13 protein-coding genes are annotated in these 14,512 nt (G+C 71.9%); 8 read left to right on the top strand and 5 right to left on the bottom strand.

All coding sequences use genetic code 11. The annotated features are described in order from the left end of the window. Window positions 1-10 precede the first annotated feature (10 nt). From tsaB to tsaD, 3 genes are read left to right on the top strand one after another with little or no spacing between them, the layout of a single operon-like run. Window positions 11-649 (top strand): tRNA (adenosine(37)-N6)-threonylcarbamoyltransferase complex dimerization subunit type 1 TsaB, encoded by a 639-nt coding sequence (gene tsaB / locus ACYVAQ_RS00335; RefSeq protein WP_460786414.1) that lies wholly within the window; start codon window positions 11-13, stop codon window positions 647-649. Next, entirely contained in the window at window positions 646-1,095 is a 450-nt protein-coding gene (gene rimI, locus ACYVAQ_RS00340; protein ID WP_460786415.1) for a ribosomal protein S18-alanine N-acetyltransferase, read from the top strand. The genes tsaB and rimI overlap by 4 nt, the downstream gene beginning before the upstream one ends. Next, the gene (gene tsaD / locus ACYVAQ_RS00345) at window positions 1,092-2,156 is read left to right on the top strand and encodes a tRNA (adenosine(37)-N6)-threonylcarbamoyltransferase complex transferase subunit TsaD (protein WP_460786416.1); all 1,065 of its coding nucleotides are present in this window, start codon (window positions 1,092-1,094) and stop codon (window positions 2,154-2,156) included. The genes rimI and tsaD overlap by 4 nt, the downstream gene beginning before the upstream one ends. A 97-nt stretch (window positions 2,157-2,253) precedes the next feature. Here the strand turns inward: tsaD and ACYVAQ_RS00350 are convergent, their stop codons facing one another. Then, window positions 2,254-2,421, bottom strand: a complete 168-nt coding sequence (locus ACYVAQ_RS00350) for a hypothetical protein (protein ID WP_460786417.1) — start codon at window positions 2,419-2,421, stop codon at window positions 2,254-2,256. A 115-nt stretch (window positions 2,422-2,536) separates the two neighbouring features. On the opposite strand from ACYVAQ_RS00350, the gene ACYVAQ_RS00355 reads away from it, so the two are divergent. Beyond that, complete coding sequence (locus ACYVAQ_RS00355; RefSeq protein WP_460786418.1) at window positions 2,537-3,277, top strand: class I SAM-dependent methyltransferase; 741 nt, start codon at window positions 2,537-2,539, stop codon at window positions 3,275-3,277. 63 nt (window positions 3,278-3,340) lie between these two features. On the opposite strand, the gene ACYVAQ_RS00360 is transcribed toward ACYVAQ_RS00355, so the two are convergent. From ACYVAQ_RS00360 to ACYVAQ_RS00370, 3 genes are read right to left on the bottom strand one after another with little or no spacing between them, the layout of a single operon-like run. Beyond that, window positions 3,341-5,479, bottom strand: coding sequence for an MMPL family transporter (locus ACYVAQ_RS00360; protein ID WP_460786419.1), 2,139 nt, complete (start codon window positions 5,477-5,479; stop codon window positions 3,341-3,343). Between the two features lie 46 nt (window positions 5,480-5,525). Continuing rightward, the gene (locus ACYVAQ_RS00365) at window positions 5,526-6,974 is read right to left on the bottom strand and encodes an MFS transporter (RefSeq protein ID WP_460786420.1); all 1,449 of its coding nucleotides are present in this window, start codon (window positions 6,972-6,974) and stop codon (window positions 5,526-5,528) included. A gap of 7 nt (window positions 6,975-6,981) precedes the next feature. Next, window positions 6,982-8,166: a class I SAM-dependent methyltransferase gene (locus ACYVAQ_RS00370; RefSeq protein WP_460786421.1), complete on the bottom strand. Its 1,185-nt coding sequence runs from the start codon at window positions 8,164-8,166 to the stop codon at window positions 6,982-6,984. A gap of 186 nt (window positions 8,167-8,352) precedes the next feature. Between ACYVAQ_RS00370 and groES the strand changes: the two genes are divergently transcribed. After that, the gene (groES, locus tag ACYVAQ_RS00375; protein ID WP_460786422.1) at window positions 8,353-8,646 is read left to right on the top strand and encodes a co-chaperone GroES; all 294 of its coding nucleotides are present in this window, start codon (window positions 8,353-8,355) and stop codon (window positions 8,644-8,646) included. A gap of 136 nt (window positions 8,647-8,782) precedes the next feature. Next, complete coding sequence (gene groL / locus ACYVAQ_RS00380) at window positions 8,783-10,408, top strand: chaperonin GroEL (RefSeq protein ID WP_460786423.1); 1,626 nt, start codon at window positions 8,783-8,785, stop codon at window positions 10,406-10,408. A gap of 78 nt (window positions 10,409-10,486) precedes the next feature. Here groL and zwf read toward each other — a convergent pair whose 3' ends face one another. After that, on the bottom strand, window positions 10,487-11,920 hold the full coding sequence (gene zwf / locus ACYVAQ_RS00385) for a glucose-6-phosphate dehydrogenase (RefSeq protein WP_460786424.1): 1,434 nt from the start codon (window positions 11,918-11,920) through the stop codon (window positions 10,487-10,489). A 95-nt stretch (window positions 11,921-12,015) separates the two neighbouring features. On the opposite strand from zwf, the gene ACYVAQ_RS00390 reads away from it, so the two are divergent. Together ACYVAQ_RS00390 and guaB are read left to right on the top strand one after the other, a co-directional pair. Continuing rightward, entirely contained in the window at window positions 12,016-12,885 is an 870-nt protein-coding gene (locus ACYVAQ_RS00390) for a GNAT family N-acetyltransferase (protein ID WP_460786425.1), read from the top strand. A 107-nt stretch (window positions 12,886-12,992) separates the two neighbouring features. After that, complete coding sequence (guaB, locus tag ACYVAQ_RS00395; RefSeq protein WP_460786426.1) at window positions 12,993-14,498, top strand: IMP dehydrogenase; 1,506 nt, start codon at window positions 12,993-12,995, stop codon at window positions 14,496-14,498. Window positions 14,499-14,512: the final 14 nt, after the last annotated feature.

A 14,512-nucleotide genomic window follows, 5' to 3' on the forward strand; every position in this document is an offset into this window, starting at 1 on the left:
CCTCACCCACGTGCTGCTGCTCGCCCTGGACACCGCCTCCCCGACGGTCGCCGTGGGCCTGTACGACGGCACGACCGTGCTCGCCGACCTCGTCTCCGAGCGGGCCATGAAGCACGGGGAGGAGCTGGCGCCGCTGATCGAGACCGCGCTGACGCGGGCCGGTACCACCCCGGCCGACCTGACCGGCATCGCCGTCGGCGTCGGCCCGGGCCCCTTCACCGGCCTCCGGGTCGGCCTGGTCACCGCCCGCACGCTCGGCCTCGTGCTCGACGTTCCCGTCCAGGGCGTCTGCTCGCTCGACGTCCTGGCCGCCGAGGCAGTCGCGTCGGGTGCGGTCGACGGCCCCTTCACGGTCGCCACCGACGCGCGCCGCAAGGAGGTCTACCTGGCGACGTACGACGCGGCGGGCCGGCGTACCTCCGGACCCGTCGTCGAGCGGCCGGCCGCCGTCGCCACCGACGGGCCGGTCGTGGGCGAGGGCGCGCTGCTCTACCCCGACGCCTTCCCGCACCCGGTCGGTCCGCTGCGTCCCGCGGGCGGCTGGGTCGCCCGGGCCGTGGCCGACGGCCTCGCCGAGGTGCTGCCGCCCGAGCCGCTCTACCTGCGCCGCCCGGACGCCGAGATCCCCCACGCGACGATGCCGGCATGAGCAGCCGTACCGCCACCTCCGCCGACCTCGCCGCGATCGTCGCGTCCGAGGCCGTCGGCTTCCCCGAGGACCCCTGGGGCGAGAACCTCGTCGCCGAGGGCGTCGCCGGGCTGCTGCCGACGGTCGGCTACCTGGTCCTGGAGCAGGGCGACGAGGTCGTCGGCCACGCGGTCGTCAGCGTCGCGGCCGAGGACGCCGAGCTGCAGCGCATCGCGGTCGACCCGGCGTACCGCGGGCAGGGGCTGGGCCGGGAGCTGCTCGACGCCTGCCTCGCCGACGCCGCCCGCCGCGGCGCCGAGCGGCTCGTCCTGGAGGTGCGCGAGACGAACGAGCCCGCCCTCGCGCTCTATCGCTCCGCCGGGTTCACCGAGCTCGCGCGGCGCGAGCGCTACTACCGGGACGGGTCGACCGCGGTCGTCCTCGCCCGCGCCCTGGAGGACCTGTGATCGACGAGCCCCTGGTCCTCGGGATCGAGACCTCCTGCGACGAGACCGGTGTCGGCATCGTGCGCGGCCACACCCTGCTCGCGGACGCCGTGGCCAGCAGCGTCGAGGAGCACGCCCGCTTCGGCGGCGTCGTCCCCGAGGTGGCGAGCCGGGCGCACCTCGAGGCGATGGTGCCTACGATCCGCCGCGCCTGCGACACCGCCGGGGTGACGCTCACCGACATCGACGCGATCGCGGTGACCCACGGCCCCGGTCTGGCGGGCGCGCTGCTGGTCGGCGTCGCGAGCGCCAAGGCGCTCGCGATCGGCCTCGACAAGCCGCTGTACGGCGTCAACCACCTCGCCGCCCACGTCGCGGTCGACCAGCTCGAGCACGGCGCGTTGCCCGAGCCGAGCCTGGCCCTGCTGGTCTCCGGCGGTCACTCCAGCCTGCTGCGGGTCACCGACATCACCGGCGGCGGGCCGGGAGGGACGGGCGTCGACCCGATGGGCGCGACCATCGACGACGCGGCGGGCGAGGCGTTCGACAAGGTGGCGCGGCTGCTCGGGCTGCCGTTCCCCGGCGGCCCGCACATCGACCGCGCCGCGCGCGAGGGTGCGATCACGATCGACTTCCCCCGCGGCCTCTCGACCCGCAAGGACCTGGAGCGGCACCGCTTCGACTTCTCGTTCTCGGGCCTCAAGACCGCGGTCGCGCGCTGGGTCGAGGCCCGGGAGCGCTCCGGCGAGCCGGTGCCCGTGGCCGACGTCGCCGCCTCGTTCCAGGAGGCCGTCTGCGACGTCCTGGTGCGCAAGGCGCTCGACGCGGCGGCCAGCGAGGGCATCGAGGACCTGATGATCGGGGGCGGCGTGGCCGCCAACTCACGGCTCCGGGCGATGGCCGAGGAGCGGGCGGCGAAGGTCGGCGTACGCATCCGGGTGCCGCGGCCCGGGCTGTGCACCGACAACGGCGCGATGGTGGCGGCGCTGGGCTCGACCATGGTGGCCCGCGGACGTACGCCGAGCCCGCTGGACCTGCCGGCGGACTCCAGCCTGCCGGTCACCGACGTGCTGGCTGGTTAGGCCCGGTCCGAGCCCTCGGTCGCCGACCGGCGCAGCCGCCGGAGCGGCTGGAGCACCATGTTGGTGACCACGGCGCCGATCGAGGACAGCCACAGGCTCATCGCCGCACCGCCAGGTAGGCGGCGACGACCAGCAGGAGCAGGCCGAGCAGGGCGGCGATCGGCAGGTCGCTGCTGCGGCCCGCGCGGTGGTTCGGGGCGACCGGGGGCCGCTCGGCCGCCCGCAGCGGCTGCGTGGCGCGATGCTTCGAGGTCGTGGTGCTCATCGTGTGCTCCTTGTCCGAGACGTTCACCAGTCCAGACGCGGCGGAACACGCAACATCACGCGTTTTCGCGGACTTCTGCACCGGGTACGTCGCACCCGCTGCCAGACTCGGCCAGGTGAAGGCACTCCTGCGCCGGCTGCCCGGCCGCCGGATCTGGCAGCCGCTGCGGATGTGGCTGGCGGGTGGTGAGCAGCGGGAGGCGGCGGTGATCCTGGTGCTGCGCCCCCACAACCTGTTCCAGCCGTTCACCACGACCGCACGGGACAGGTATCCGGAGGAGCTCGCGTGCATGCGCGAGGCCCTGGGCGACGTACCTCCGGACCGGCTGCGGATCCTCTCCTTCGGCTGCGCGTCGGGGCAGGAGCTCCTGACGCTGCACGAGCAGTTCCCGGAGGCGCGGATCACCGGGATCGACGTCAACCCGCTGGCGCTGCGGACGGCGCGGCGACGGATCGACGAGGCCGCTGCCGGTCACCTGGTCACCCTGGTGCGGGCGGGGGACGCCGAGGGGGAGCCGGAGGCGGCGTACGACGCGGTCCTGGCCTTCGCCGTGCTGCGGCACGGAGGCCTGAACGACGCCCCGCCCACGTGCGCCTCGACGCTGCGCTTCGCCGACTTCGAGCGGACCGTCACCGGCCTGTGCCGCGCGGTGCGCCCGGGCGGCGTCTTCGCGATCCGGCACGCCAACTTCCGGTTCACCGACTGTGCCGTCGCCGCCGACTTCGAGCCGCTCCGGACCGGCTTCCCGTCCGCCTCCGCGGTCGGCCCCACCCCGGTCTACGGCCGCCACGACGAGCTCCTCGACGTGGCTCTGCGCGACGACGGCCTCTACCGCCGCACGCTCCGTCGTACCTGATCGAATGGCCCCGAATTCCTCGAATTCGGGGCCATTCGATCAGGTACGACGGAGCAGAGCGGGTCAGACCAGCTGCTTCTCCGGCTCGACGTCCTTCTTCTCGTCCCCATGACCCGGCCACCAGGCCGCGTGGCCGACGAGGGCGGTGAGGGCCGGGGTGAAGAACATCGCCATGATGAACGCGGCCGTGAAGATGCCGAACGAGAGCGCGAAGCCCATCGACACGATCAGCGCGTTGCCGCCCAGCATCAGCGAGGCGAACGTGCCGGCCAGGATCACGCCCGCAGCGGCGATCGTCGGACCGGCGTGCTTGACGGCCTCGGCCGCCGCGGCACGCGGCTCGCGTCCCTCCTGCGCCTCCTCGCGCAGCCGGGCGATCATCAGGATGTTGTAGTCGGTGCCGAGGGCGACCACGAACAGGTAGATGTAGATCGGCAGCATGAAGATCAGGCCGTTGTCGCCCTTGAGGTGCTGGATGACCAGCACCGTCGCTCCGAGAGAGGCGAGGAAGCCCAGGCCGACCGACACCATGAGGTACCAGGGAGCGACGAGCGACCGCAGCAGCAGTGCCAGGATCAGCAGGATGATCGCCGCCGCGACCGGGAACACGACCTTGTAGTCGCGCACCATCGCCGCGTCGATGTCGACGAACACCGAGGTGGTCCCGCCGACGTACGCCGTCGCGCCGATCTGCCGCGCGGCCGCGTGCGCCTGGCTGCGGATCGGTCCCTTGACCGCGGCAGCGGCGGCGTCCGATCCCGGAGCGTCCTTGAGGACCGTGGCGATCACCGCGGTCGTGCCGTCGGAGGAGATCGGTCCGATCGGTGCGGCCGCGCTCACGCCCTCGGTCCGGCCGAGGTCGCCGGCGAACGCTCCGACCTGGGCCGGGGTCAGCTTGCCGTCGGACTTCAGCACGACCAGGGCCGGGTCGGTCGCCCCGGCGGAGAAGTGCGTCTGGATCGTGGCGTCGGCCTTGGATGACTCGAGGTCCTTGGGCTGGCTCGAGGTGAAGTCGAAGGAGGGGTGGAACCCGAGAGAGAACACCGCAAGCACGACGAGGATCAGGCCGGAGCCGGCCGCGAACAGCGCCGGCCGCTTGCCCAGGCCGTCGCCGATCTTGGCGAAGCGGGCTCCCTGGGACTCGACGCGCCACTTCTTCGACGGCCAGAACAGCGCCTTGCCCAGCAGCGTCACGACGGCGGGGACCAGCGTGAGCGCGGCGACGAGGGTGACGGCGACGGCGATCGCGAGAGCCGGACCGATTGCCTTGAAGATGCCGAGCGAGGAGAGGATCAGCGCGCTGAAGGCGACGATCACCGCGCCACCCGCCGAGGCGATCGCCTCGCCGGCGCGCTCCATGGCGGCCACGATCGAGGTCTTGACGTCCTCGCCGAGGCGGAGCCGCTCCCGGTGCCGGAACAGCAGGAACAGGATGTAGTCGGTCCCGATGCCGTAAAGGACGACGATCAGGATGATCTCCAGCGAGGAGTCTGCCTGGAGGTTGAACGCCTCGTTGGCCCAGCCGATCAGGCCGGTGGCCACCTGGGAGACCAGGCCCACGACGAGGATCGGCAGCAGGCAGATGATCACGCTGCGGAAGATGAGCGCGAGCAGCAGCACGATGAGCACGATGGTGGCGGCGCCCACGATCGCCATCGTCTTGGCGCTGGAGTTCTGCGCGTCGAGCTGCTGAGCGGCCGGGCCGCCGACGTACAGCGTGAGGTCGGTGCCCTGGGTGAGCTTGGCTGCGTCGTCGCGCAGGGTCTGCGCGTCGTCCATCGCGGTCTTGTCGAAGGCGGTGCGGTCCTTGGTGATGCCGAAGGCGGCCTTGGCGGCGAGCTTGTCGGGCGACTGTTGTGCGACGGCGGCAGCGGGCGCCAGCTTCTGGAAGGTGCCGGGCAGCTCGGCGTTCAGGCTCTTGACGACGGAGCTGGCCTTCGTCAGGTCCTGCGCGGTGAGGGCGGCGCCGTCGGTGCGCGAGAACGCGAGGGTCGCACCCGACTGGGTGCTGAACTCGGGGAACTCGGCCGTCATCGTGTTCGCGGCCTTGATCGACTCGTACTTCGAGGGGAGGAACGACGACTGGTCGGTGGTCGACTTCAGGCCGGGCGCGAAGGCGATCACCAGGCCGGCGATCAGGATCCACGCGCCGACGACCCACCACGGCTTCTGGGACACGAAACGTCCGAGGGCGGCAAACATGGCTCAGAATCTACGGCGTTGACTCAGCCTCGGCACATGTCTTTTGTCATGGCCCCGGAGTGACCCGCGCCACGGGCGTGCGGGCACCGTTGCGGACCAGGTCGGCCGCGCCGATCACGATCGCGAGGGTCACGAAGCCGAGGGCGGCGACGACGGCGGCCGTCACCGCGTGTCCGTACGCCGTCGGGCCGCTGCCGTGGCCTACGGCGGCGAAGAACACCGCCCCGATCACCGCCTGGCCGATCGCCAGCCCGATCCGCTGCGCGGTCTGCAGCACCCCACCCGCCGTGCTCCCGACGACCGGGTCGACGTCGGCCAGGGTGAGCGTCTGGTTCGGGGTGATCAGGCAGCCGGAGCCGCAGCCCATCACGAACAGGGGGAGGGCGAGCGCAAGCGCCGCGTGGTGCGCGGGCGCGTGCCACGCGACGACCGCCAGCGCGGTGGCGCCCAGCGCGAAGGCGGTCGCGGCGCCGACGACGAGCGGGCGCCCCAGCCGGGTCACGAAGCGACCCGCGTTGGGTGCCGCGATCGCGCTGCCGACCGCGAACGCCGTGACGCCGAGGGCCGACTCGAGCGCGGGGTAGCCGAGCCCGTCCTGGTAGTAGATCGCCATCACCAGCGGCAGTCCCGCCTGTGCGGGGAAGAAGGTGATCGCGAGCAGGATGCCCGGCGTGTAGGACCGCTGCCGGAAGAGCCGCAGGTCGACCAGCGGGTCCATCCGCTCGCGGGTGAGCCGCCGCTCGCGCCGCCAGAAGACCACGAGCAGCACGGCGGCGGGCAGGACGAGCCAGGCGAGGCGAGGGTCGTGGGCGGCGTCGTACTCGACGGCGGCGAAGAGGATGCAGAACGTGGCGGTGCCCAGGGTCAGCGCGCCGAGAACGTCGAGGTGGTGCTGGCCGGCGGCCGCGTCCTCGGGCAGCAGGCGTCGGGCCAGCACGACCACGAGCGCGCCGATCGGCACGTTGACGAAGAAGACGAGCCGCCAACCGAGGTCCGGGCCGCCCAGCGCGATGAGGGTGCCGCCCACGATCGGGCCGAGGGCGGTGCCGAGCCCGACCGTCGTCCCGAGGACGCCGAAGGCGCGACCGCGCTCGGCCCCGCGGAACAGCTGCTGGACCAGGCCGGAGACCTGCGGGTTGATCAGGCCGCCGAACAGCCCCTGGAGGACCCGGGCCGCGATGAGCAGGCCGACCGACGGCGCCAGCCCGGAGAGCGTGCTGGTGACGACGAAGCCGATCACGCCGACCTGGAACATCAGCCGGCGCCCGTGGTCGTCGCCCAGCCGGCCGGCCAGGACCGGCACCATCCCGAAGGCCAGCGTGTAGCCGCTGATCACCCACTGCAGCCCGGACGGCCCGGCGCCGGTGGCCGCACCGATCGAGGGGAGCGCCACGTTCGTGACGCTGACGTCGAGCAGCGTCATGAACATGGCGCTGCAGCAGACGACGAGCGCGATCCAGCGCCGCGGCGAGGGCTCGTACGCCGCCGGGGTCATGGCGTGGTCATGCGGGGCGGATCGGCTCGACCAGCAGGCAGGTCCCCTCGCCCGCCACCCGGGTCAGCACGATCGTCGCCTCGTCGTCACCGGCCAGGGCGAGCCGCTTGCGCAGCTGCTCGGGGGACACGTCGACGCCGCGCTTCTTGATGGTGATCCGGCCGATGCCCCGCTCGCGGAGGGCCGCCTTCAGCTGCTTCTCGCGGTAGGGCAGCTCGGCGACGACCCGGTAGCCGCGGGCGAACGGCGTCACGAACGGCTGGTCCGACGTCACGTAGGCGATCCTCGGGTCGACCAGGCCGCCACCCACCCCGGCGGCCACCGCGGTGACCAGCCCGGCCCGGATGACGGCGCCGTCCGGCTCGTAGAGGAAGTCGCCGATCGCGCGGACCCCGACGGCGTCGGCGCCCGGGTCGTCGTCGTCCTCGAGGGTGGCAAGCCCGCCGTCGGTGATGACGGTGGCGCGCCGACCCGTGGTCGCCGTACGCCCCGACCAGAGTGCGGCCTCCTTGACCTCGCCGCCGTCGCTGACCCACTCCGCCTCGACGCCGGCCGGGACCAGCTCGTGCGGGATGCCGGGGGCGACCTTGACGCAGGCGTCGCGCCGCAGCAGGCCCTCGACCCAGGTCCATGGCGGCGTCCAGTCGTCGACCTGGAAGCTGCGTCCCGCTCCGGTACGACGGGCCGGGTCGGCGTACGCGAGGTCGAAGGGGGAGTGGTCGACGGTGGTCGCATCGGCGACCATCACCGCGCCCGGCAGGCCGAGCGCGGCCAGGTTGGCCTCGGCCATGGCGACGCGGAGCGGGTCGAGGTCGACGCCGGCACAGACGATGCCGGCGCGTACGGCCGCGACCATGTCGCCCCCGATCCCACAACCGAGGTCGATCAGGGTCTCGGCGTCGAACGCGCGCATCCGACCGGCGCGGTGCTGTGACACCCGCAGCCGGGTGGCCTGCTCGAGCGCGTCGCGGGTGAAGTACATCCGGGCGGCCAGGTCGCCGAGCTTGGCCCGGGCGTGGGTGCGCAGCTCGACCTGGGTGAGCACGGCCGCGGCCTGCGCCGCCGTCGTCGTACGCCGCAGCAGGGACTGCACCTGCAGCTCGGCCCCGCCGTCCGCGATCGCGGAGGTCGCCGTCGCCAGCGCGTCCTGACCGTCGTCGGTCAGCAGCCAGGCGAAGGTCTCGAGATCCACCCCTGCATCCTCGCAGCGAACCGCTCTAGCACTCACTTTGGGAGAGTGCTAACGTCAGGGCTGGCACTCTCCACCGGAGTGTGCCAATGCCTGCGGCCGGAGTGCGGCACCCGCGACGACGCCCTCTGCGTGCGCAGGCGCAGACGTGAATCACCACATCAACCATGTGAAGGGGAGGTCGACACCGTGTCGATCAACATCAAGCCTCTCGAGGACCGGATCGTCGTCAAGCAGGTCGAGGCCGAGCAGACCACCGCGTCGGGCCTCGTCATTCCGGACACCGCCAAGGAGAAGCCCCAGGAGGGCGAGGTCCTGGCCGTCGGCCCCGGCCGTGTCGACGACAACGGCAACCGCGTCCCGCTCGACGTCGCGGTGGGTGACAAGGTCATCTACAGCAAGTACGGCGGCACCGAGGTCAAGTACGCCGGCGAGGAGTTCCTCATCCTCTCGGCCCGCGACATCCTCGCGGTCGTTTCCTGATCTCGATCAAGCGCAGGAATCCCCGGTCGACCGGGGATTCCTGCGCTTGTCGGGCATTGCAACGCCCGACAGGTAACAGAATCCCCGGTCGACCGGGGATCCCTGCACCCCAGAACCACCTCCTCAAGGAGAACCCATGGCCAAGATCCTCGAGTTCGACGAGAAGGCTCGTCGCTCGCTCGAGCGCGGTGTCGACGCGCTCGCGAACGCCGTCAAGGTGACGCTCGGCCCGAAGGGCCGCTACGTCGTCCTGGACAAGAAGTGGGGAGCCCCCACGATCACCAACGACGGTGTCACCGTCGCCCGCGACATCGAGCTGGACGACCCGTTCGAGAACCTCGGTGCCCAGCTCACCAAGGAGGTCGCGACCAAGACCAACGACGTCGCCGGTGACGGCACGACGACCGCGACCGTCCTCGCCCAGGCGATGGTCCACGAGGGCCTGCGCGCCGTCGCTGCCGGCGCGAACCCGATGGGCATCAAGCGCGGCATGGACAAGGCCGCCCAGGCCGTGTCCGACGCGCTGCTGAAGGCCGCCCGCGAGGTCGACTCCAAGGACGACATGGCGAACGTCGCCACCATCTCGAGCCGCGACAGCCACATCGGCGAGCTGCTGGCCGACGCCTTCGACAAGGTCGGCAAGGACGGTGTCATCACCGTCGAGGAGTCCAACACCATGGGCACCGAGCTCGAGTTCACCGAGGGCATGCAGTTCGACAAGGGCTACATCTCGGCGTACTTCGTGACCGATCCGGAGCGGATGGAGGCCGTCCTCGACGACCCCTACATCCTGCTCAAGCAGGGCAAGATCTCCTCGATCCAGGAGCTCCTGCCGGTGCTGGAGAAGGTCATGCAGACCGGCAAGCCGCTGTTCATCCTGGCCGAGGACGTCGAGGGCGAGGCCCTGTCCACCCTCGTCGTCAACAAGATCCGCGGGACCTTCAACGCCTGCGCCGCCAAGCAGCCGGCGTTCGGCGACCGCCGCAAGGCGATCCTGCAGGACATCGCGATCCTCACCGGTGGCCAGGTCATCAGCGAGGAGGTCGGCCTCAAGCTCGACCAGGTCGGCCTCGACGAGCTGGGCCGCGCCCGCCGCGTCGTCGTCACCAAGGACAACACGACCATCGTCGACGGCGCCGGTGACCCCGCGCAGGTCGAGGGCCGCGTGAACCAGATCAAGAAGGAGATCGAGGCCTCCGACTCCGACTGGGACACCGAGAAGCTGCAGGAGCGGCTGGCCAAGCTGGCCGGCGGCGTTTGCGTGATCAAGGTCGGCGCTGCCACCGAGGTCGAACTCAAGGAGAAGAAGCACCGCATCGAGGACGCCGTCTCCGCGACGCGTGCCGCGATCGAGGAGGGCATCGTCCCCGGCGGTGGCTCCGCGCTGATCCACGCCGTCTCGGTGCTCGAGGGTGACCTCGGGCTCGAGGGCGACGAGGCCGCCGGCGTACGCATCGTGCGCAAGGCCGCCGACGAGCCGCTGCGCTGGATCGCCGAGAACGGCGGCGAGAACGGCTACGTCATCGTCTCCAAGGTGCGCGAGGCCGGTCCCGGCAGCGGCTACAACGCCGCCACCGGCGAGTACGGCGACCTCGTCGCCCAGGGCGTCCTCGACCCGGTCAAGGTCACCCGCTCCGCCCTCGTCAACGCGACCTCCATCGCGGCGATGCTGCTCACGACCGAGACCCTGGTCGTGGAGAAGCCCGTCGAGGAGACCGAGGAGGCCGCCGGTCACGGCCACGGCCACGGCCACGGTCACTGATCGAGCACGACACAGCAGGAGCCGCCGGGCATCGCCCGGCGGCTCCTGTCATCTCCGGCTCTGTCCGGCTCGTTCCGGCTAGTCGCGCCCGAGCCGCCATCCGCCGGGCGGCAGCGCCAGCGCCTCCTCCGGGCCCCACGAGCCCTTGGGGTACGGCTGCACCCGCGGCCGGTGGTCCAGCACCGGCTGGCAGATCTCCCAGAGCCGCTCGACCTCGCGCGCCCCGATGAAGAGCGTGCGGTCGCCCCGCATCACGTCGAGCAGCAGGCGCTCGTAGGCCTCCAACGGGCTGGCGTCCGGGGCGTCGCACTTGAGGTCGAGGTGGAACACCGCCTCGACCAGCGCCATGTCCGGCCCCGGCCGCTTGGCGCGTACGTCGATGGCGATCTTCGGCTCGTCGCTCAGCTCGATGACGAGCTCGTTCGGCTCGGGTCGCGTCGACGCGGCCGGCTTGAGCCACTGGTGCCGCGGGTCGCTGAACCGCAGCGTGATCGTGCGCTGCCCGGCGGCCATCGCCTTGCCGGTGCGCAGGTAGAACGGCACGCCGCGCCACCGGTCGTTGTCGATCCACGCCTCGATCGCGACGAAGGTCTCCACGTCGGAGTCCGGTGCGACGTCGGGCTCCTCGCGGTAGCCGTCGTACTGACCGAAGACGACGCGCTGCGGATCGAGCGGTCGCACGGCGGCGAACGCGGCCGCCTTCGCCGCGCGGATCGCGCCCTCGCGGAACGCGTGCGGGTCCTCGATGGCGACGAAGCCGAGCAGCTGGCACAGGTGGGTGGTGACCATGTCGCGCAGGCAGCCGGTGCCCTCGTAGAACGCGCCGCGCCCCTCGATCGTCAGCTTCTCCGGTACGTCGATCTGCACCGACTCGATGCTGTGCCGGTTCCACGCCGGCTCGAACAGGCCGTTGGCGAAGCGCAGCGCGAGCAGGTTCTGCACCGCCTCCTTGCCGATGAAGTGGTCGATCCGGAAGATCTGCTCCTCGTCGAACACCGCGCCGAGGGTGGCGTCGAGGTCCCGCGCGGTCGCGAAGTCGGTGCCGAACGGCTTCTCGCACACCAGCCGCGCCCGCTCGGCGAGGCCCTCCCGGTCGAGCATGCCCACCATCGCGGGGACCGCGTTCGGTGGGACCGACAGGTACAGCAGGCGTCGTACGTCGCCCAGGGTCAGCCCCGCATCCAGCGCGAGCCGGTCCTCGGCCCGGTGCACGGCGTCGGCGAGCGCGGAACCGTCGTCGTCGCTGGACGCGACGAACGAGACCCGCTCGAGCAGCCGGTCGGCGACGACGGCGTCGATCTCGCCGACGAACTCCTCGAGCTCCTCGCGGACGCGGCGGCGGAAGTCGTCGTCGGATCCGGGGGACCGGCGGCCGCTGCCGATCACGGCCACGTTCTCGGGCAGCCGCTTGGCCAGGGCCAGCCGGTAGAGGCCGGGGAACAGCTTGCGGGCGGCGAGGTCGCCGGTCGCGCCGAAGAGGACGAGCACGTGGGGAGGGAGGTCGGACGCCATGACTCCACCTTGCCGCTGACGTCAAGCCTGCAGATGCAACGCGGGCGCGACGCCGTGGCAACCTCCGCGTCATCTACGCGAGCGACGATCGGGACATGCTGTGGAGAGTGCGCGCGAAGCTGCCGGACCGCCCGGGAGTCCTCGCCCTGCTCACGTCCGCCTGCGGGAGGGCCGAGGGCAACATCGTGGCGCTGCACGTGTTCCGTGACCGGGGCTCGGTGACCGACGAGCTGGTGATCGACCTCCGGGGCGAGGCCGGCCTGCCGGCGATCGCCGCCATGGTCGCCGAGGCCGGCGGCGAGCTCGTGTCGGCCGCACCGTGCTCCGCCGCCGCGACCGAGGACCAGCCGACCCGTTACGTGCGCGCGGCCGAGCGGATCCTGAGCCGGCCCACCGCCTTCCCGGAGATCGCGGCCGAGCTCTTCGACGCCGAGGTCGCCGTCGACGACCCGGCGGCCGACGTGCTCGAGATGGTCGTGGGGGACAGCGCGACCCTGCAGATCCGCCGCTCGATCCCCTTCACCTCGGTGGAGCGGGAGCGGGCCGCCGCCCTCGCCGACCTGGTCGGCCGTGCCCTCGAGGCACGGGTACCGGTCCCGTCGCGCACCTTCGGCTCCGAGCTGGAGTACGTCGCCGACGGCACCACCATCTCCGCGCTGGCCGGCGGTCTCGTCGCCGGGCGCGCGACCGCCGCGGTGCCGGAGGCCGGCCCGTGGCCGGTCGACATGTGGGTCGACCCGGCCTGGCAGCGGCGCGGCATCGGCACTCGGCTGCTCTCCGAGATCGCCCGGCTGGTGCGCGCCCGGGGCGGCGACGAGATCGTCCTGATGGCGCCCGGCGACTCGGCGGCCGTGCTCCCGATGGTCCTCGCCGCCGGCCTGCGTGGGCGGATCCGCGTCGCCGACGGCGTCCTCACGGTGCGGATCTCGCTGGCCGAGCTGCGGGCCCCGTCGCCGGTGTCCTGACGGCCGTGGCACGGTCCGCGCGGCACCGGTGTGATCTGGCCGACCCGAGGCGTCCGAGGGCCCTCCGCGGTTCGTGCGGGCGCCCGGGTGAGCCGTAGGATCTCTCCATGGATGAGGTTCCCGCGAAGTTCGCCCCGCTCGGTCTCACCTACGACGACGTGCTGCTCCTGCCGGGTCATTCCGACTTCGCGCCGGACGAGATCGACACCACCGCGCGGCTGACCCGCGAGATCTCGCTCAAGGCGCCGCTCGTCAGCGCGGCGATGGACACCGTCACCGAGTCGCGGATGGCGATCGCCATGGCGCGCCAGGGCGGCATCGGCATCCTGCACCGCAACCTGTCCTCCGAGGAGCAGGCCTACCAGGTCGACCTGGTCAAGCGCACGCAGACCGGCATCATCTCGAACCCGGTCACCATCGGCCCGGACGCGACGCTCGAGGACCTCGACCGCATCTGTGGTGAGTACCGGGTCTCCGGCCTGCCGGTCGTCGACACCGACAACCACCTGATCGGCATCATCACCAACCGCGACCTGCGGTTCACCCCCGTCGCGGAGTGGGCCACGACCAAGGTCGACGAGGTCATGACGCCGATGCCCCTGATCACCGGCCCGGCCGGCATCTCCCGCGAGGACGCGACGCTGCTGCTGCGCCAGCACAAGCGCGAGCGCCTCCCGCTGGTCGACGACGAGGGTCGCCTCGCCGGTCTCATCACGGTCAAGGACTTCGTCAAGGGCGAGCAGTTCCCGAACGCCTCCCAGGATGCCGACGGCCGGCTCATGGTCGGCGCCGCGATCGGCTACTTCGGCGACGCATGGGAGCGCGCCACGATGCTCATCGAGGCCGGTGTCGACGTGCTCGTCGCCGACACGGCCCACGGCAACGTGCGGATGCTCCTGGACATGGTCGCGAAGCTGAAGAGCGACCCGGCCACCAAGCACGTCCAGGTCATCGGCGGCAACGTCGCGACCCGTGAGGGCGCGCAGGCCTTCATCGACGCGGGCTCGGACGCGATCAAGGTCGGCGTCGGCCCGGGCTCGATCTGCACCACCCGCGTCGTCACCGGCGTCGGCGTCCCGCAGATCACCGCGGTCTACGAGGCGTCCCTGGCGGCCGGCCCGGCCGGCGTACCCGTCATCGCGGACGGTGGGATGAAGCACTCCGGCGAGATCGCCAAGGCGCTCGTCGCGGGCGCGGACTCCGTCATGGTCGGCTCGATGCTCGCCGGCACCGAGGAGTCGCCGGGCGAGATCGTCTTCCACAACGGCAAGCAGTACAAGGCCTACCGGGGCATGGGCTCGCTCGGCGCGATGTCCAGCCGCGGCAAGAAGTCCTACTCCAAGGACCGCTACTTCCAGGCCGAGGTCACCAGCGACGACAAGATCGTGCCCGAGGGCATCGAGGGCCGGGTGGCCTACAAGGGCCCGCTGGCCTCGGTCGCGCACCAGCTCCTCGGCGGCCTGAACCAGTCGATGTTCTACATCGGTGCGCGGACCATCCCCGAGCTGAAGGAGAAGGGCCGGTTCGTCCGGATCACCTCCGCCTCGCTCAAGGAGAGCCACCCGCACGGCGTCGAGATGACCGTCGAGGCCCCGAACTACTCGGGTCGCTGACCACGTCCCTTCCG

The organism is Nocardioides maradonensis, from assembly GCF_054777115.1.